15 protein-coding genes and 2 tRNA genes are annotated in these 16,412 nt (G+C 69.1%); 12 read left to right on the top strand and 5 right to left on the bottom strand.

The features are described from left to right. The first annotated feature begins 36 nt into the window (after window positions 1–36). From AVCA_RS02110 to AVCA_RS02055, 12 genes are all read left to right on the top strand, one after another. The gene (locus tag AVCA_RS02110; protein WP_012699137.1) at window positions 37–2,283 is read left to right on the top strand and encodes an AsmA family protein; all 2,247 of its coding nucleotides are present in this window, start codon (window positions 37–39) and stop codon (window positions 2,281–2,283) included. After that, the gene (gene mutY, locus AVCA_RS02105) at window positions 2,280–3,368 is read left to right on the top strand and encodes an A/G-specific adenine glycosylase (RefSeq protein WP_012699136.1); all 1,089 of its coding nucleotides are present in this window, start codon (window positions 2,280–2,282) and stop codon (window positions 3,366–3,368) included. Before AVCA_RS02110 ends, mutY begins: the two co-directional genes overlap by 4 nt. Then, window positions 3,365–3,637 (top strand): oxidative damage protection protein, encoded by a 273-nt coding sequence (locus tag AVCA_RS02100; protein WP_012699135.1) that lies wholly within the window; start codon window positions 3,365–3,367, stop codon window positions 3,635–3,637. Before mutY ends, AVCA_RS02100 begins: the two co-directional genes overlap by 4 nt. A gap of 107 nt (window positions 3,638–3,744) precedes the next feature. Beyond that, window positions 3,745–3,820 (top strand) — tRNA-Phe (locus tag AVCA_RS02095). Between the two features lie 41 nt (window positions 3,821–3,861). Beyond that, window positions 3,862–3,937 (top strand) — tRNA-Phe (locus tag AVCA_RS02090). Between the two features lie 282 nt (window positions 3,938–4,219). Next, window positions 4,220–4,777 (top strand): 4Fe-4S dicluster domain-containing protein, encoded by a 558-nt coding sequence (locus AVCA_RS02085; RefSeq protein ID WP_012699134.1) that lies wholly within the window; start codon window positions 4,220–4,222, stop codon window positions 4,775–4,777. A 1-nt stretch (window position 4,778) separates the two neighbouring features. Next, window positions 4,779–6,677, top strand: a complete 1,899-nt coding sequence (gene cooS / locus AVCA_RS02080; protein ID WP_012699133.1) for an anaerobic carbon-monoxide dehydrogenase catalytic subunit — start codon at window positions 4,779–4,781, stop codon at window positions 6,675–6,677. 10 nt (window positions 6,678–6,687) lie between these two features. Beyond that, window positions 6,688–7,920, top strand: coding sequence for an NAD(P)/FAD-dependent oxidoreductase (locus AVCA_RS02075; protein ID WP_012699132.1), 1,233 nt, complete (start codon window positions 6,688–6,690; stop codon window positions 7,918–7,920). Then, the gene (locus tag AVCA_RS02070; RefSeq protein ID WP_012699131.1) at window positions 7,911–8,711 is read left to right on the top strand and encodes an ATP-binding protein; all 801 of its coding nucleotides are present in this window, start codon (window positions 7,911–7,913) and stop codon (window positions 8,709–8,711) included. Before AVCA_RS02075 ends, AVCA_RS02070 begins: the two co-directional genes overlap by 10 nt. A 26-nt stretch (window positions 8,712–8,737) precedes the next feature. Continuing rightward, window positions 8,738–8,959, top strand: a complete 222-nt coding sequence (locus AVCA_RS02065; protein ID WP_012699130.1) for a hypothetical protein — start codon at window positions 8,738–8,740, stop codon at window positions 8,957–8,959. Between the two features lie 31 nt (window positions 8,960–8,990). Further along, complete coding sequence (locus AVCA_RS02060) at window positions 8,991–9,554, top strand: HupE/UreJ family protein (RefSeq protein WP_012699129.1); 564 nt, start codon at window positions 8,991–8,993, stop codon at window positions 9,552–9,554. A 412-nt stretch (window positions 9,555–9,966) separates the two neighbouring features. After that, window positions 9,967–11,043, top strand: a complete 1,077-nt coding sequence (locus tag AVCA_RS02055; protein WP_012699128.1) for an MBL fold metallo-hydrolase — start codon at window positions 9,967–9,969, stop codon at window positions 11,041–11,043. A gap of 93 nt (window positions 11,044–11,136) precedes the next feature. On the opposite strand, the gene cptA is transcribed toward AVCA_RS02055, so the two are convergent. From cptA to AVCA_RS02030, 5 genes are all read right to left on the bottom strand, one after another. Next, window positions 11,137–12,906, bottom strand: a complete 1,770-nt coding sequence (cptA, locus tag AVCA_RS02050; RefSeq protein WP_012699127.1) for a phosphoethanolamine transferase CptA — start codon at window positions 12,904–12,906, stop codon at window positions 11,137–11,139. Window positions 12,907–13,051: 145 nt separating this feature from the next. Beyond that, window positions 13,052–13,534: a hydrogenase maturation protease gene (locus AVCA_RS02045; protein WP_012699125.1), complete on the bottom strand. Its 483-nt coding sequence runs from the start codon at window positions 13,532–13,534 to the stop codon at window positions 13,052–13,054. Then, window positions 13,531–14,820 carry a Ni/Fe hydrogenase subunit alpha gene (locus tag AVCA_RS02040; RefSeq protein ID WP_041806874.1) on the bottom strand — a complete coding sequence of 430 codons (1,290 nt, stop codon included), beginning with the start codon at window positions 14,818–14,820 and terminating at the stop codon, window positions 13,531–13,533. The genes AVCA_RS02045 and AVCA_RS02040 overlap by 4 nt, the downstream gene beginning before the upstream one ends. Then, entirely contained in the window at window positions 14,810–15,580 is a 771-nt protein-coding gene (locus AVCA_RS02035; RefSeq protein WP_012699123.1) for an NADH-quinone oxidoreductase subunit B family protein, read from the bottom strand. The genes AVCA_RS02040 and AVCA_RS02035 overlap by 11 nt, the downstream gene beginning before the upstream one ends. 1 nt (window position 15,581) lies before the next feature. After that, window positions 15,582–16,412, bottom strand: coding sequence for an FAD/NAD(P)-binding protein (locus AVCA_RS02030; protein WP_012699122.1), 831 nt, complete (start codon window positions 16,410–16,412; stop codon window positions 15,582–15,584).

Here is a 16,412-nt window from a genome sequence, read left to right as displayed (position 1 = left end):
CAACTCCATCGCGAACCACCCACAAGGACTCCGCCCATGAAAACGCTCGGCAAAATCCTTGGCCTGCTCGTCCTCGGGCTGCTGCTGGTCGTAGTCGCCCTCGGCTTCGCCCTTACTCAGTTGTTCGATCCCAACGACTACAAGGACGAAATCCGCCAGCTCGCCCGCGACAAGGCCAATCTGGAACTGACCCTGAACGGCGACATCGGCTGGAGTCTCTTCCCCTGGCTGGGCCTGCAGTTGCAGCAGACCAGCGTGGCCAGCGCCCGCACCCCCGACCAGCCGTTCGCCGACCTGGACATGATCGGCCTGTCGGTACGAGTGCTGCCGCTGCTGCGCCGGGAGATCCAGATGAGCGACATCCGCGTCGACGGCCTCGAACTGCACCTGCGCCGCGACAAGCAGGGCCGCGGCAACTGGGAGGACATCGGCCGTCCGGCACGGACGGCCGGGCAGCCGGAGCCGGAGGCCACCGCCGGGACAGACACGGCACCGGCCGAAGCGCCCGCCGCGGCCGATGCGGCCGATGCGGGCAGCGCCCGGGCGCTGCGCCTGGACATCGACAGCCTGGCGCTGAACAACGCCCGGGTGGACTACCTGGACGAGCGCAGCGGCCAGAAATTCAGTGCCGAGAGCATCCAGCTCAACAGCGGCGCGATACGCCCGGACAGCGACATCCCCCTCAAGCTGACCGCCTTCTTCGGCAGCAACCAGCCGGTCATGCGCGCGCGCACCGATCTCGAGGGCGTGCTGCGCTTCGACTCCGCGCTCCAGCGCTTCCAGTTGGGCAACGCCCGGCTGTCCGGCGAAGCCTCGGGCGAACCGCTCAAGGGCAAGAGCCTGAACTTCGCCGCCCAGGGCGAGTTGCTCGCCGACCTGGCCGCCCAGGTGGCCGAATGGAACGGCCTGAAGCTCAGCGCCAACCAGTTGCGCGCCATCGGTGAACTGAAGGTGCGCGAGCTGGACAAGATCCCGCAACTGAGCGGCGGCCTGTCCATCGCCCAGTTCAACCCGCGCGAATTCCTCGCCGGCCTCGGCCAGGAGCTGCCGGCGACGGCCGATCCCGCCAGCCTGACCCGCCTCGAACTGACCACCCAGTTGGGTGGCTCGCCGAGCGCCGTGGCCTTCGACAAGCTCGACCTGAAGCTGGACGACAGCCAGTTCACCGGCCGCATCGCCGTCGCCGACCTCGCCCGCCAGGCCCTGCGCGTACAGCTCAAGGGCGACAAGCTGGACCTCGACCGCTACCTGGCGCCGAAGAGCGAGAAGCGAGAGGCCGCCGGCGCCGCGCGCCAGGCCGAAGTCAAGGGCGCCGTGGCCAGCGCCATCCAGAACAGCGACACCCCGCTGCCCGATGCCCCCACCCAGCAGGCTTGGAGCGAAGACCCCGTGCTGCCGGTCGACACCCTGCGCAAACTGGACCTGCAGGCCAGCCTCGACATCGGCCAGTTGACCATCGAGCGCCTGCCGGTCGGCAACGCCCACCTGCAGGCCAGCGCCAAGGACGGCCTGCTGACCCTGCAGAGCCTGCGCGGCGAACTCTTCGGCGGCGGCTTCGAGACGCAGGCCCGCCTTGACGCCCGTCCGTCCACGCCCCTGCTGAGCCTGCAGCAGCGCCTCAGCCGGATTCCGGTGGAGAAATTCATCCGGACGGAAGGCAAGGAAACGCCTCCCATCAAGGGCCAGCTCGATCTGAACGCCGACCTGGAAACCCGCGGTAACAGCCAGAAGGCCTGGATCGAAGGACTCAACGGCACGGCCAGCTTCGCCCTCCACAAAGGCGTGCTGCCCGAAGCCAACCTCGAACAGCAGCTCTGCCTGGCCATCGCCACCCTCAACCGCAAGGGCCTGAACAATCCGCCCAAGGCCAAGGACACGCCCTTCGAGGAACTCAAGGGCAACCTGCGCTTCACCAACGGCGTCGCCAGCAACCCCGACCTCAAGGCGCGCATTCCCGGCCTGACGGTCAACGGCAACGGCGACCTGGACCTGCGCGTGCTCGGCATGAACTACCGCATCGGCGTGATCATTGAAGGCGACAGGCGCGCCATGCCCGATGCCGCCTGCCAGGTCAACGAGCGCTATGTCGGCCTGGAATGGCCGGTCCGCTGCCGCGGCCCGCTGGAACTGGGCGCCAAGGCCTGCCGCCTGGACCGCGACGGCCTGCGCCAGATCGCCGCCAAGCTGGCCGGCGAGAAGCTCAACGAGAAGCTCGAAGAAAAACTCGGCGACAAGGTCAGCCCGGAACTCAAGGATGCGCTGAAGGGGCTGTTCAACCGATGACTCCCGAGCAATTCGGCAGCGCCGTGCTCGCCTGGTACGACGACCACGGCCGCAAGGACCTGCCCTGGCAGCGGGACATCACCCCCTACCGGGTATGGGTCTCGGAAATCATGCTGCAGCAGACCCAGGTCGCCACCGTGCTCGGTTACTACGAGCGTTTCATGGCCGCCCTGCCGACGGTGCAGACCCTGGCCGCGGCACCCGAGGACGAGGTGCTGCACCTGTGGACCGGACTCGGCTACTACAGCCGCGCGCGCAACCTGCACAAGACCGCGAAGATCCTGGTCGCCGAGCATGCCGGCGAATTCCCCCGCTCGGTGGAGGCCCTCGCCGAACTGCCCGGAATCGGCCGCTCCACCGCCGGCGCCATCGCCAGCATCGGCATGGGGCTGCGCGCGCCGATCCTCGACGGCAACGTCAAGCGCGTGCTGGCCCGCTACCTGGCCGAGGACGGCCATCCCGGCGAGCCCAGGGCGGCGAAGCGCCTGTGGGAAGCCGCCGAACGCTTCACCCCCGAGGCACGGGTCAACCACTACACCCAGGCGATGATGGACCTCGGCGCCACCCTCTGCACCCGTACGCGCCCGAGCTGCCTGCTCTGCCCGCTGGCGAGCGGCTGCCGTGCCCACCTGCTCGGCCGCGAGACCGACTACCCGACGCCCAGGCCGCGCCGGGAACTGCCGCGCAAGCGCACCCTGATGCCGCTGCTGGCCAGCCGCGACGGCGCCATCCTGCTCTACCGGCGCCCGTCCAGCGGGCTCTGGGGCGGGCTCTGGAGCCTGCCGGAACTGGACGACCTGGCCGCCCTCGAAACCCTCGCCGCCCGCCATGCCCTGCGTCTCGGCGAGCGCCGCGCGCTGCCGGGCCTGACCCACACCTTCAGCCATTTCCAGTTGGCCATCGAACCCTGGCTGGTCACGGTGGAAAGCGCCGGCCCCGCCGTGGCCGAGGCCGACTGGCTCTGGTATAACCTCGCCGCGCCGCCGCGCCTGGGCCTCGCCGCCCCGGTGAAGAAGCTGCTCAAACGCGCCCAGGGCGAACTGCAGCCCCCGGCGGACCGGCCGATTTCGAGGAGAAGCCCATGACCCGCACCGTGCATTGCCGCAAGTACAAAGAGGAACTGCCCGGCCTCGACCGCCCGCCCTATCCGGGCCCCAAGGGCGAGGACATCTACAACAACGTTTCCAGGCAGGCCTGGGACGAATGGCAGAAGCACCAGACCATGCTGATCAACGAGCGCCGGCTGAACATGATGAACGCCGAGGACCGCAAGTTCCTGCAGGCGGAAATGGAGAAGTTCCTCTCCGGCGAGGAATACGCCCAGGCCGAGGGCTACGTGCAGCCGAAGGAGTGAAGCCCCGAGCCGCTCGCGGAGCCGCGCTAACCGCTTAAAAAAGCTAATTTTTTCGCCGGCCACAGTTGACGCTCCGGCGTCAAGAAGGTTTAATGCCGGCCGTTGTTGCCCAGGTAGCTCAGTTGGTAGAGCAGGGGATTGAAAATCCCCGTGTCGGCGGTTCGATTCCGTCCCTGGGCACCACTTCCCGCCAAGTGGTACTCCCACAGTCGCAACGCCCATTCGCCCAGGTAGCTCAGTTGGTAGAGCAGGGGATTGAAAATCCCCGTGTCGGCGGTTCGATTCCGTCCCTGGGCACCATATTCAACGAAGGCCCCTGTACATGGCGTACGGGGGCCTTCGTGCTTTCGGGCTCCCCACCCGGAGCGGGCCGCTCTCTCCCCCGTTCATCCCCGACTCCGGGCCAGTGTCGGCCAGCCGACAGACAGGCGCGGGCCGCTTCGCTATCGTCCTTCCGGAATTGCCTCGTCCGCGGCCGAGCCGCCGACCCGAGAGGAGCCTTACGTTGATAATCCACTGTCACTGCCGGACCCGCCAGGCCAGGGAAAGACCGGCGCCCCCCGTGGCACAGGAGTGATGCCGATGTCCAAGACCATCTTCACCGTGGCCGAGAAGTGCGTCGCCTGCAAATCGTGCGAAATCGCCTGCGCGGTCGAACACTCCCGGTCGAAAACCCTGGCCGGCGCCATCCTCGAGACGCCGCCGCCGCAGCGGCGGATCAACGTGGAAGGCGTCGGCGCCTACAGCTACCCGTCGCGCTGCCAGCATTGCAGCGATGCCGCCTGCGTCACCGCCTGCCCGACCGGGGCGATGCAGCGCGACGGCTGTGACGCGGTGTTTTCCGATGCCGACAAGTGCATCGGTTGCTGGATGTGCGTGGTCGTCTGCCCCTTCGGCGGGGTGAGCGCCGATCCGGTCGGCAAGAAGGCGCTGAAATGCGACCGCTGCCCCGAGCGCACGGCCAAGGGCGAGGCGCCGGCCTGCGTGGCGGCCTGCCCGACCGGCACCCTCCTCTATCTCACGCCGGAAGAATTCGCCGCGGAACGCCGCCAGGCGACGGCCAGGGCGGCCATCTGCGGCGGCCAGGCGGACGAACCCAACGGCATGGATATCCTGCGATCCCTGAAGAGAACCCACTGATATGGCCGACACCACGCTTCCCGTCATCGAAGGCGCCCTGCTCAAGGTCGCCCAGGACAAAGGTTTCGCCACCGCCCGCGACCGCCTGGAGGTCATGAGTCCGCAGTGCGGCTTCGGCGAACTGGGCACCTGCTGCCGCATCTGCTACATGGGCCCGTGCCGCATCGACCCCTTCGGCAACGGCCCGAAGACCGGCGTGTGCGGCCTGACCCCCGACGCCATGGTCGCCCGCAACCTGCTGCGCGACACCGTGGGCGGCACCGCCTCGCACGTCGGCCATGCCCGCCACGTGCTGCTGACCCTGCGCGACGCGCTGAACGGCAAGGCGCCCTACCAGATCAAGGGCGTATCCAAGGTGATGGCCCTGGCCAAGACCTTCGGCGTACCGACCGAGGGGCGCGAGGTCAACGACATCTGCCGCGACCTGGTGAACATCGCCCTGGAGGACTTCGGCCGCCAGGACGAGTTGCCCAACAACTGGATCAGCAAGCGCGCGCCGGCCGAGGAACAGGCGCTGTGGAGCGACCTGGGGCTGATGTACTCCAACCCGCACAACGAGATCGAGACGGCGATGCACGCCACCTCGATGGGCAACGACGCCGATCCGGTCTCACTGATGCTGCGCGTGCTGAAGATGAGCCTGATCGACGGCTGGACCGGCCTGACCCTGTGCGTCGACCTGCAGGACATCCTGTTCGGCGTGCCGGAGATCGCGGTGACCGAGGCCGCCGTCGGCGTGCTCGAAGAGAACAGCGTCAACGTCGCTGCCCACGGCCACAACCCGGTGCTCTCGGAAAAGATCCTCGAATGGGCCGAGAAACTGGAGGGCGACGCCATCGCCGCCGGCGCCGAGCGCATCAACGTGGTCGGCGTGTGCTGCACCGGCAACGAGCTGAGCATGCGCCACGGCGTCAAGCTGGCGGCGCACAACTCGCAGACCGAACTGATCCTCGCCACCGGCGCGGTCGACGCCATGGTGGTGGACATCCAGTGCATCTGGCCGCAGCTCGCGCAGGTCGCCAAGTGCTTCGACACGGCGTTCATCACCACCGATGCGATGGTGCGGATTCCCGATGCCATCCACATTCCCTTCGAGCCGCACCACGCCGACGAGAGCGCCCGCGAGATCGTGCAGAAGGCCATCGACGCCTTCCGCCGCCGGCGCGGCAAGCCGGTCGACATTCCCCGGCACAAGAGCACGGCGGTGGCCGGCCTGTCGGTGGAAGCCATCGTCGACCTGCTCGCCAAGCTGGATGCCGAGGACCCGCTCAAGCCGGTGATCGACAACGTGGCCAACGGCAACATCTTCGGCTTCGTCGGAGTGGTCGGCTGCTCGAGCATCAAGTTCCGCGACAACGCCATGACCGAGGAGATGGTCAAGCATCTGCTGCGCCAGAACGTGCTGGTGCTGACCACCGGCTGCACCGCGCACATCTGCGCCCAGGACGGCCTGATGACCAGCGAGGCCACCTACCGCTACTGCGGCGACGGTCTCAAGGCGGTGCTCGAGGTGCTGGGCAAGGCCGCCGGCCTCGACGGCCCGCTGCCGCCGGTCTGGCACATGGGCGCCTGCGTCGACAATTCGCGCATCGTCGACCTGATGGTGGCCCTGGCCGAGCGCCTCGGCGTCAAGGTCGGGCAGTTGCCCGCGGTGGGCTCGGCGCCGGAGCTGGTGCAGGAGAAGGCCGTGTCCATCGGCGGTTCCTTCCTGGCGCTCGGCGTGTCCTGCCACATCGCTCCGGCGCCGCGCATCCTCGGCGGCCCGATGGTCACCAAGCTGCTCACCGAGGACCTGCAGGAACTGACCGGCGCCGTGGTGCGGGTGGAGCTGGAGCCCAAGGGCGCCGCCGACTGGATGATCGCGCACATCGCCGGAAAACGCGCGGCGCTGGGGATCTGACGGGGGCGACATGAAGATCGTCATCATCGGCAACGGACCGGCGGCGATCTCCGCCGCCGAGACCCTCCGAGCCCGGGACCGGGGCTGCGAGATCGTCATGCTCTCCCGGGAAAGGGTGCCCTTCTACTCGCCCTGTCCGCTGGCCGAGTACGTGGAAGGCAGCGTCTCCCGGGAACGGCTGTTCCTGCGCGATGCGGATTTCTACGCCCGCAACGCCATCGACATCCGCTACGGCAGCCCGGTGCGACGGATCGAGCCATCGGCCCGCCGGGTCTGGAGCGGGGACGAGGCGGTCGCCTACGACCGCCTGCTGATCGCCTCCGGCTCGCGGGCCTTCGTCCCGCCGATCCCCGGCCTGGCCGGCGCCAGGGGCGTGTTCGAACTGAAGACCCTGGACGATGCCGAGGGTATCCTGCGGCGGCTCGCGGTCGCCCGCCGCGCGGTGGTCGTCGGCTCCGGCTTCATCGGCCTGGAGGCCACACAGGCGCTGGTCCGCCACGGGCTCGAAGTGACCCTGCTGGAGGCCCGCGAGCATGTGCTGCCGGCCATGCTGGACAGCGAAATGGCCGCCCTCGTCGAGCGGCGGCTGGTCGAGCACGGCGTACGGGTGCGCACCGGTTGCGCCGTCGAGCGCGTCCTCGAAGGCGCGGACGGCGTGCGCGCGGTGATCGCCGACGGCGACGAGATCCCCTGCGAACTGCTCGTCTGCGCCGCCGGGGTACGCGCCGACCTGTCGATCCTCGAAGGCAGCGGCATCGCCAGCGAGCGGGGCATCCTGGTCGATGCGCGGATGCGCACCAACGTCGAGCACATCTTCGCCGCCGGCGACATCATCGAACGCCCGGACGCGCCGGAAAAAAACCGGGTCGCGCCCAACTGGCCGAACGCGGTTTCCAGCGGGCGGATCGCGGCATGCAACATGCTGGGTATCGACAGGCGCCATCCGGGACTGGAAGCGGTCAACGTCGTGCGCGTCTTCGACATGCCCATCGCCTCGTTCGGCGTGCAGACGGGCGAAACCTGCCTGCGCTGGCAGGACGGCGCGGGTGCGGTGCGCAAGGTCCTGCTCGAGTCGGGCCGGGTGGCCGGCGGTCAGTTGATCGGCGAGATCAATGGCGCCGGCGTGCTGCACGAGATGATGAAGAAAGGCACCGCCGTCGAGCGCTTCGGTACGCATCTGGTCCATCCCGGCTTCGGCTATATCCACACCATGGAACCCCTGAGGGCTGTCAAATGGGCCTGAAAATCGCCATCAGCGGCAAGGGCGGCGTCGGCAAGACGACGCTGACCTCCCTGCTCGCGCATCACTACGCCCGCCAGGGCCGCCGCGTCCTGGCCATCGACGCCGACCCCTCGCCCTGCCTGGGGCCGGCGCTGGGTTTTTCCGACACCGCCCTGCTCGATCTGCTGCCGATCTCCGAGATGGCCGAACTGATCGCCGAGCGCACCGGCAGCGATCCGCGCGGCGGCAGCGGCGGGATGTTCAAGCTCAACCCCAGGGTCGCGGACATCCCCGAGCGTTTCTCCGCGAAGCTCGGCGACATCCGCCTGCTGCTGCTCGGCGCCGTGCAGAAGGGCGGCTCGGGTTGCATCTGCCCGGCCAGCACCCTGCTCAAGCAACTGGTCAGGCACGTGCTGCTGGAGCGCGACGAGGTGGTCCTGCTCGACCTCTACGCCGGCGTCGAGCACCTCGGCCGCGGTACCGCCGAAGCCGTCGACGTCATGCTGGCGGTGGCCGAACCGACCAACCGCAGCATGCGCACCGTACGCCAGGTACAGGTGCTGGCCCGCGACATCGGCATCGACAGGCTGCTGCTGGTCGGCAACAAGGCAGCCGGCGCCGAGGACCGGGCGTTCTTCGAAGGCACGGCCGGCAGCCTGCCGCTGGCCGGCTGCCTGGAGATGTCGCCGGCGGCCATGACCGCCGACCGCTCCGGCGCGCCGCTGTACGAGCTGTCGCCCGAGTTGGCCCGGCAAGTCGCCGCCATCGCCGAGGCCATCGAGCGGCTGGCCCGATCCGGCGAACCGGCATAGCGCATAGATAAGAGGAGCGAACGACCATGTGCGAGAACTGCAACTGCGGCAGCGCATCCCCGTCCATCGGCCATGTCCATGCCGTGCCGGGACAGCTCATCGAACACGAGCACGAACACATCCATGCCGACGGCACGGTGCATACTCACCTCCATGTCCATCTGGCAGCGCACGGGCCGGGGGCCGTACACCACCACTCCCATGCCAACCTCCAGGGCCCGAAGCGCCCCATCGACGGACGGGACTGAGCCCGTCGGAACCGATCCAGGAACCATCGACATGAAGAAACGCCACCTCCTGCCCCTGCTCGTCCTGGCCTTCCTCCCGGCAGCCGCTTTCGCCCATCCCGGACACCAGGGGAACGGCCTGGTCGCCGGCCTGCTGCATCCCTTCGGCGGCGCCGACCACCTGCTGGCGATGCTGGCCATCGGCATCTGGGCCGCCCTGCAGCCGCGCACGCTGAAATTCGCCGTGCCGGCCGCCTTCCTAGCCGCCCTGCTCGGCGGTTTCCTGCTCGGCGCCAACGGCATCGGCCTGCCGCTGGTGGAAACCGGCATCGCCCTCTCGGTGCTGCTGCTCGGCCTGCTGATCGCCGCCACCGCACGCCTGCCGGCCGCAGCCTCTCTGGCCCTGGCCGCGCTCTTCGCCCTGTTCCATGGCCACGCCCACGGCGCCGAGGCCAGCGGCGATCCGGCCGCCTTCGCCGCTGGCTTCCTCGCCGCCAGCCTGGCCCTGCACCTGGCCGGCGGCCTGCTCGCCACCACCGTCCAGCGCCGCCTGCCCCTGCTGACCCGCGGCGTCGGCGCGCTCATCGCCGCCGGCGGCGCGCTGATGATGGTCTGAACGACGTATCCCGCATGTGGCCGGCCAACGGCTGCAAACGGTGGACGGCTACCCGCTGTAAGCCATCGCCTACAGCAGATCGGGCATTCTCCCGATATGCCCGGAGCGGCTACCAGAGTAGATTTGCTTCCACCGAGACGTCGAAGGAACGACGCAGGCCGACCAGGGATGGCGGCCAGGGAAAGTCGCAGGATAGCGACCTCCTCAGGACGAGGAACCAGGGATGCGGTTGAACGACGCGAAACGGCGAGGTTGATCACCTCGCCGTTTTCGCATGCGCCGGAAAAAGGCGGCCGCCGGGCATCGTCCCCATGCGGCGCGACAGCCTCGCATGGCGGCGGCGTCCTCGCCGACGCCGACCTCTTCGGCTCGCGCCTCGCGAGACCGGCGGACCGACAGGAGGAGACGGAACATGGCTTTCTTCGCTCGACGTGCCGATGGATTCAGGCTCGAACGCATGCAGGCATCCAGGCAGTATGCCGATGGCGGTTTCGTGAACACCTACCCATCCAGCACAGGGCGCGAGCCCGCGGATCGGCCGACGCTGGTCGACTTCCTGTTTCGCGGCGAAGGCCGCACGCCGGAACGCCCACTCCCCGCCAGCGACCCGCGCGCCACCTGGAGGCGGCCGGTCGAAACCGGGCTGCGGGCCACCTGGCTCGGCCATTCGACCGTATTGCTGGAAATCGACGGCCAGCGAATCCTGACCGATCCGGTGTGGGGAATGCGCGCCTCGCCGTTGCCGTTCGCCGGCCCCAGGCGCTTCCAGCCGGTGCCGGTCGACATCGACGCCTTGCCGCCGCTCGACGCGGTGCTGATCTCGCACGACCACTACGACCATCTGGACTATCCCAGCATCCGGGCGCTGGCCGCGCGGCGGGTGCCCTTCGTCACCTCGCTCGGCGTCGGAGTGCACCTGGAAGCCTGGGGCGTGCCGGCCGGGCGCATCGTCGAGCTCGACTGGTGGGAACACAGCGTGCTGCCGGGCGGCCTGACGATCAGCGCCGCGCCGTCGCATCACTTCTCGGGACGCGGGCTGCGCGATCGCAACGCGACGCTCTGGTCGTCGTTCGCCCTGCGCGGCGAACGCCATGCCGTGTTCTTCAGTGGCGATACCGGGCTCTCGCCGGCCTTCGCCGAGATCGGCCGGCGGCTCGGTCCCTTCGATCTGGTGATGATCGAGGTCGGCGCCTTCCATCCGTCCTGGGGAAATGTGCACCTGGGGCCGGACAACGCCCTGCGGGCCTGGGCGCAACTGGGCAGCGGACGTTTCCTGCCGGTGCACTGGGGCACTTTCAACCTGGCGATGCATCCCTGGGCCCAGCCGGCGGACGTGCTGCTGGCGAAAGCGCCGGAGGGGCTGCTGATGCCTCGCCTGGGCGAACCGGTCGAGCCGGCCCGGCTCGAAACGCCGGAACCGTGGTGGCGCGAACCGACGGCCGCCCCGCGGGAGTCCGGGTTCCCGGTCCTTCCCGTGAAGGACATCTGAGGCTCGCGCCAGCCAGGAGCGGACGCGGGAACGCTGGGCGAACCCGGCGGCGACGGAAGCGTCCGCTCCGGCGGAGGCGGACGGTGGCAGAACCTACAGCGGCCGCTCCTTGCCCTCGCGCTCCCGCTGGGCGAACTCGCTGCTCGGATCGGCGGGCTTCTTCGGCTTGATCAGGCTGAAGTCGATCAGGTTCTTCGGCTGCTGCGGATTGCCGATCAGCAGGGGGCGCCGCTTGAAGTCGGCGCTCACCAGGCTCTTGTCCGGCTCGAACCCGTCGAAGCGCAGGCCGGCCAGGTCCGCCCAGGTGTGGATGAAGTGCGAACTGCTGTAGGGGCGGTGCAGCGCGGTGGCGAAGTCGCGCGGTTGCTGCGCCCGCCACTTCGGCGAGTTCCACAGGATGAAGGGCACGGTGTACATCGGGCTGGTCGGCGCGCCTTCGTTGCGGCCCAGCACCTCGGGGTCGGGTGCGTCGAACACCGCCTCGCCGTGGTCGGCCAGGTACAGCAGAAAGCCGTTGGGGTCGGTGGCGCGGAAGCGCTCGATCAGCGAGGACACCACGTGGTCGTTGTACAGCACGGCATTGTCGTAGCTGTTGTAGGTCGGCAACTGGTCGTCGGTGACGCTGTCCGGCACGCCGGTGCGGTCGGTGAAGCGCTCGAACTCCTGCGGATAGCGGTACTGGTAACGCATGTGGGTGCCCAGCAGGTGCACCACCACGAACTTGCGCGGCGCGTCGTCGGCCAGCACCCTGGAAAACGGTTCGAGCACGCCGCCGTCGTACTGGCGGGCGTTCTGGTCGCGGTTGTTGTTCAGGTAGAACTGCTCGTCCGCCTGCTCGGAGAAGGTGGTGAGCATGGTGTTGCGCTTGGTGATGGTCTGCTGGTTGGTGATCCAGTAGGTCTTGTAGCCGGCCTGTTTCATCACGCTGACCAGCGACGGCGTGGTCAGGTACAGGTCCGGGTGCTCTTGGTCGGCGAAGGTCAGCACCTGCTGCAGCGCCTCGATGGTGTAGGGACGCGGGGTGACCACATTGTCGAACACCTGCAGTTCGTCGCGCAGCCGGTCGAGGTTGGGCGTGGTCGGCCGCGGATAGCCGTAGAGGCTCAGGCGCTGGCGGTTGGTCGACTCGCCGATGACCAGCACCAGGGTCACGGGCTGCCCGGCGTGGACGTCGGCCAGGTTCTTCAGCGGCGGAATCCGTTCGCTGCTGGCCAGCAAGGCTTCCATGTTGGCCAGTTGCTGCAGGTAATGGCGGTAGCCGATCACCAGTTGCCAGGGCGAGGCCGCCTCGATGCGCTTCTCGAAGTCGTCCAGCGCCACCTGGAACTCCTCGTGCTTGAGGAGCTGGCGCACGCCCTGGTAGCCGACCGAGGTGGTGAACAGCAGCAGGCTGGCGAGCAGCGCCGCCCGGCGCGGCAGGTACACCGGACGCACCTTGCGCCACAGCAGCCAGCCGCCCAGGCCGTAGGCGACGACGACCAGCACGATGCTCCAGGAGAAGTAATGTCCCAGGTACTCGCTCGCCTCGTTCACGTTCGACTCGAACATGATGAAGATGACGCTCTGCGAGAACTCCTGGCCGTACACCAGGAAATAGGCGAAGCCGGCCAGCGAGCACAGCCAGAGCAGAGCGCCGATCGCGCCCGCCAGCAACCGGGTGCGGCCGGGAAACAGCAACGGCGGGATCAGCCACAGGACGCTGGCCAGCAGGGCCTGGCGGGAACCGGTGGAGCCGGCGATGCCCGAGGCCCAGATCAGCGCCTGGGTCACCCCGGAGAAATACCAGAAGAACAGGAACATCCAGCCCAGCCCGGCCCAGTCGATGCCGCCGCGCCCGGCGGGTGCGGATTTCGTCGTCGCCATGAAGTTCCTCGATCGCTGCGTGCGGATGCCGGGCTCGCCCGGCCTTGGCGAGGACTATGCCGCAGCGGCGGTGAAAACTTCGTCAAACTGAAATATGGCCGGATGCCATGAATTTCCGTCGCAAGTGACGGGCCGCCCGGCGACCTCAGGAACGCGCCGGCGCTTTCGCCGCCAGGCGGACGAGTTCGTCGAGAAGGCGTGCGGCGAGCCCGTCCAGGGCAGCGGCGACCGCGCCGCTCAAGGGCGCGCCGGGCGTGAAGCGGCTGCCCTCCAGCGCATAGACGACCACCCGCGGCGGCGCCAGGCCGAGGGTGCGGGCCAGTCCCAGCGCCTCGGCCAGGCCGAAGCCATGGCTGGAAGTGAGCGAAATATCCCGAAACAGACCGTCCGCGCCCGGATCGAGACGACGGATGCGCCCTGGCTCGCCTTGCGGCGCCGAGGCATCGACGCAGACCAGCGCTTCCAGATCGCGCCATGTCTCGATCTGCCCCAGCAGGTCGCCATCGCACAGCCGCAACGCAACGCCCGCCGGTAGCCGGCCACGCAACCGGGCGGCGACCGCCGGGCCGGCGCCGTCGTCGCCGCGCTCCGGGTTGCCCAACGCGAGCAGCACTATCCGAGCGTTCATGCGCGGTGCACGGACAGCTTGAGAAAGTGGGTCGCGCAGGAGATGCAGGGGTCGTGGTTGCGGATGCTCAGCTCGCAGCGCCGACGGATGACCTCCTCCGGCTGGTCGAGCAGCGACGTGGCGACCGCCTCCAGGTCCGCCTCGATGCTCGGCTGGTTCTGCGCGGTGGGCGGGACGATGCGCGCGGCCTCGACGGAACCGTCGGCGGACAGTTCATAACGGTGCCAGAGGGTGCCGCGCGGCGCCTCGGTGCAGCCAAAACCTGTCGCGGCGCGTGGCTCCAGCGGCACGCAGGCCATGTCCGGCGGCCGGTAGGCGGCGATGATGGCCAGCGCCTCCTCGCAGGCGTAGAGGATTTCCAGGGCGCGCACGACGATGCTCTGGAACGGATTGCGGCACAGCGGACCGAGGCCGACCTCGCCGGCGAGCGCCCGGATATGTTCCGGCAATCGGTCGAAGTTCAGCGCGTAGCGCGCCAACGGCCCGACCAGATAGGCGCCACGGCGCTTGAGATGCGAGTGCAGCGCCGTCGAGTGCGGCACTTGGCGCTCCTCGAACTCCGTCTCGTAATCGGCGATGTCGATATCGAGGCCGCGGCTGGATACCAGCCGTCCCTCGTTGAGCGGGTATTCGTGCGGATGGCGCAGGGCGACGAACTCGTAGTCCCGTTCGATGTGCGGAAAGGGAAAGCCCGCCACCCAGCGCACCAGCCCGACGGCGATGTCGCGGGCCCGATCCAGTTCCTCGGCCAGCGGCGCCAGCTCGGCGCGGCTCGGCACGCGGTAGAAGCCGCCGACCCGGACGTTGACCGGGTGGATCTCGCGCCCGCCGAGCAGGCGGATTATCGAGTTGCCGGCCTTCTTCAGCGCCAGGGCGTCGCGCACCCGGTCGCCGTGCCCGGCCGCCATGCGGATCGCGTCCGGATAGCCGAGAAAGTCCGGGGCGTGCAGCATCACCACATGCAGCGCGTGGCTTTCGATCCACTCGCCGCAGTAGAGCAACCGGCGCAGCGCGCGCAATTGCCCCTCGACCCGCACGCCGAAGGCGTTTTCCAGGGCGTGCACCGCGCTCATCTGGTAGGCCACCGGGCAGATGCCACAGATCCGCGCCACCATGTCCGCCACCTCGGCATGGCCGCGCCCGCGCAGGAAGGCCTCGAAGAAGCGCGGCGGCTCGAAGATGCCGAGCCGCGCCGCGACGACCCGGTCGCCTTCGATGTGCAGGTCGAGGGAGCCCTCGCCCTCGACGCGGGCCATGTAGTCGACCCGAATCCGCTTAGTCGTCATGGGCCTCGCCCTCCTCGCGGAACGCCGGCGCCCAGGCATTGAAGCTGTGGAAGGCGCGGCGGATGTCGCGCGACGCGACGCCCATGGCGCTCCACTGGCGCGCCAGCATGGCGGTGTCGGGGGTTTCCATCGGCCCGTAGCAGCCGTAGCAGCCGCGCCGGCAGCCCGGACAGAGCGCGCCGCAGCCGGCCTGGGTCACCGGCCCCAGGCAGGGCGTGCCCTGCACCATCACGCAGAGGTTGCCGCGCCGCTTGCACTCGATGCACACGCTGTAGGTGGGGATCGCCGGCTTGCGCCCGGCGAGGAAAGCCGCGATCACCTCCAGGAGCTGCACCTTGTTGATCGGGCAGCCGCGCAACTCGAAGTCCACCGGCACGTGGGCGGCGATCGGCGTCGAGGTGGCCAGAGTCTCGATGTAGCGCGGCGAGGCGTAGACGACCGCGAGATAGTCGTTCACGTCGGCGAAGTTGCGCAGCGCCTGGATGCCTCCGGCGGTGGCGCAGGCGCCGATGGTGACGAGGAGCTTCGATTGCCGGCGCACCTCGCGGATGCGCTCGGCGTCATGGGCCGTGGTGACCGAGCCCTCCACCAGCGAGAGGTCGTAGGGGCCGTCCTCCATGGCGCTGGAGGCCTCGGCGAAGTAGGCGATCTCCACGGCCCCGGCGAGCGACAGCAACTCGTCCTCGCAGTCGAGCAACGACAGTTGACAGCCGTCGCAGGAGGCGAACTTCCAGACCGCCAGGCGTGGCTTGGTGCGCATGTCAGATCTCCGGCACGGCGAGGATGCCGCCGATGCGATCGAGGCCCAGCACCGGCCCGTCCTTGCAGACGAAGAACGGCCCGAACTGGCAGTGGCCGCACTGGCCGACGGCGCACTTCATGTTGCGCTCCATGGACAGGTGGATGCGCCCGGGCCCGATCCCGGCGGCGAGCAGGGCATTGGCGGCGAAGCGCATCATCACCTCCGGCCCGCAGACCAGCGCCAGCGTCCGGGCGGGGTCGAGGCCGGCATGCGGGATCAGCGCCGGCACCACGCCGACATGGCCGTGCCAGTCGGCGTCGGCATGGTCGACGGTCAGCAGCACTTCCAGGTCCGGACGCCTGCGCCAATGCTCCAGTTCGCGCCGGTAGAGGATGTCCTCGGGGCTGCGGCTGCCGACCATGATCAGCACCCGGCCGTAGCGTTCGCGCCGGGCGAGGATCGCGTAGAGCGCCGGGCGCAGCGGCGCGAGGCCGAGCCCGCCGGCGACCAGCAGCAGGTCCGCGCCCTCGGCCCCGGTCAGCGGCCAGCCGCGGCCGAAGGGGCCGCGTACGCCGACGCTCGCACCGACTTCCAGCCGGGTCAGCGCGCCGCTGACCGCGCCGACGTTGCGCACCGTGTGCACGAAGGTCGTGCCGCGCTCGGCGTCGCCGCTCAGGCTGATGGCCACCTCGCCGACGCCGAACACGTAGAGCATGTTGAACTGGCCGGGCGCGAAGTCCGGACGGGCGCCGACCAGCGGAGCGAGCTCCAGGGTCACCGCGCCGACCAGCTCGCGGCGGCGCCGCTCGACCCGGTAGGGCTGCGGCAGGAAAGGATCTGGCGCAACCAT

The organism is Azotobacter vinelandii CA, assembly GCF_000380335.1.
GTDB classification, from domain to species: domain Bacteria; phylum Pseudomonadota; class Gammaproteobacteria; order Pseudomonadales; family Pseudomonadaceae; genus Azotobacter; species Azotobacter vinelandii.
This window is presented reverse-complemented; position numbering and strand designations above follow the sequence as displayed.

Coding starts and splice junctions, on each gene's coding strand:
- AVCA_RS02110 (WP_012699137.1), top strand. CDS start 37: ATGAAAACGCTCGGCAAAATCCTTGGCCTGCTCGTCCTCGGGCTGCTG.
- mutY (WP_012699136.1), top strand. CDS start 2,280: ATGACTCCCGAGCAATTCGGCAGCGCCGTGCTCGCCTGGTACGACGAC.
- AVCA_RS02100 (WP_012699135.1), top strand. CDS start 3,365: ATGACCCGCACCGTGCATTGCCGCAAGTACAAAGAGGAACTGCCCGGC.
- AVCA_RS02085 (WP_012699134.1), top strand. CDS start 4,220: ATGTCCAAGACCATCTTCACCGTGGCCGAGAAGTGCGTCGCCTGCAAA.
- cooS (WP_012699133.1), top strand. CDS start 4,779: ATGGCCGACACCACGCTTCCCGTCATCGAAGGCGCCCTGCTCAAGGTC.
- AVCA_RS02075 (WP_012699132.1), top strand. CDS start 6,688: ATGAAGATCGTCATCATCGGCAACGGACCGGCGGCGATCTCCGCCGCC.
- AVCA_RS02070 (WP_012699131.1), top strand. CDS start 7,911: ATGGGCCTGAAAATCGCCATCAGCGGCAAGGGCGGCGTCGGCAAGACG.
- AVCA_RS02065 (WP_012699130.1), top strand. CDS start 8,738: ATGTGCGAGAACTGCAACTGCGGCAGCGCATCCCCGTCCATCGGCCAT.
- AVCA_RS02060 (WP_012699129.1), top strand. CDS start 8,991: ATGAAGAAACGCCACCTCCTGCCCCTGCTCGTCCTGGCCTTCCTCCCG.
- AVCA_RS02055 (WP_012699128.1), top strand. CDS start 9,967: ATGGCTTTCTTCGCTCGACGTGCCGATGGATTCAGGCTCGAACGCATG.
- cptA (WP_012699127.1), bottom strand. CDS start 12,906: ATGGCGACGACGAAATCCGCACCCGCCGGGCGCGGCGGCATCGACTGG.
- AVCA_RS02045 (WP_012699125.1), bottom strand. CDS start 13,534: ATGAACGCTCGGATAGTGCTGCTCGCGTTGGGCAACCCGGAGCGCGGC.
- AVCA_RS02040 (WP_041806874.1), bottom strand. CDS start 14,820: ATGACGACTAAGCGGATTCGGGTCGACTACATGGCCCGCGTCGAGGGC.
- AVCA_RS02035 (WP_012699123.1), bottom strand. CDS start 15,580: ATGCGCACCAAGCCACGCCTGGCGGTCTGGAAGTTCGCCTCCTGCGAC.
- AVCA_RS02030 (WP_012699122.1), bottom strand. CDS start 16,412: ATGGTTGCGCCAGATCCTTTCCTGCCGCAGCCCTACCGGGTCGAGCGG.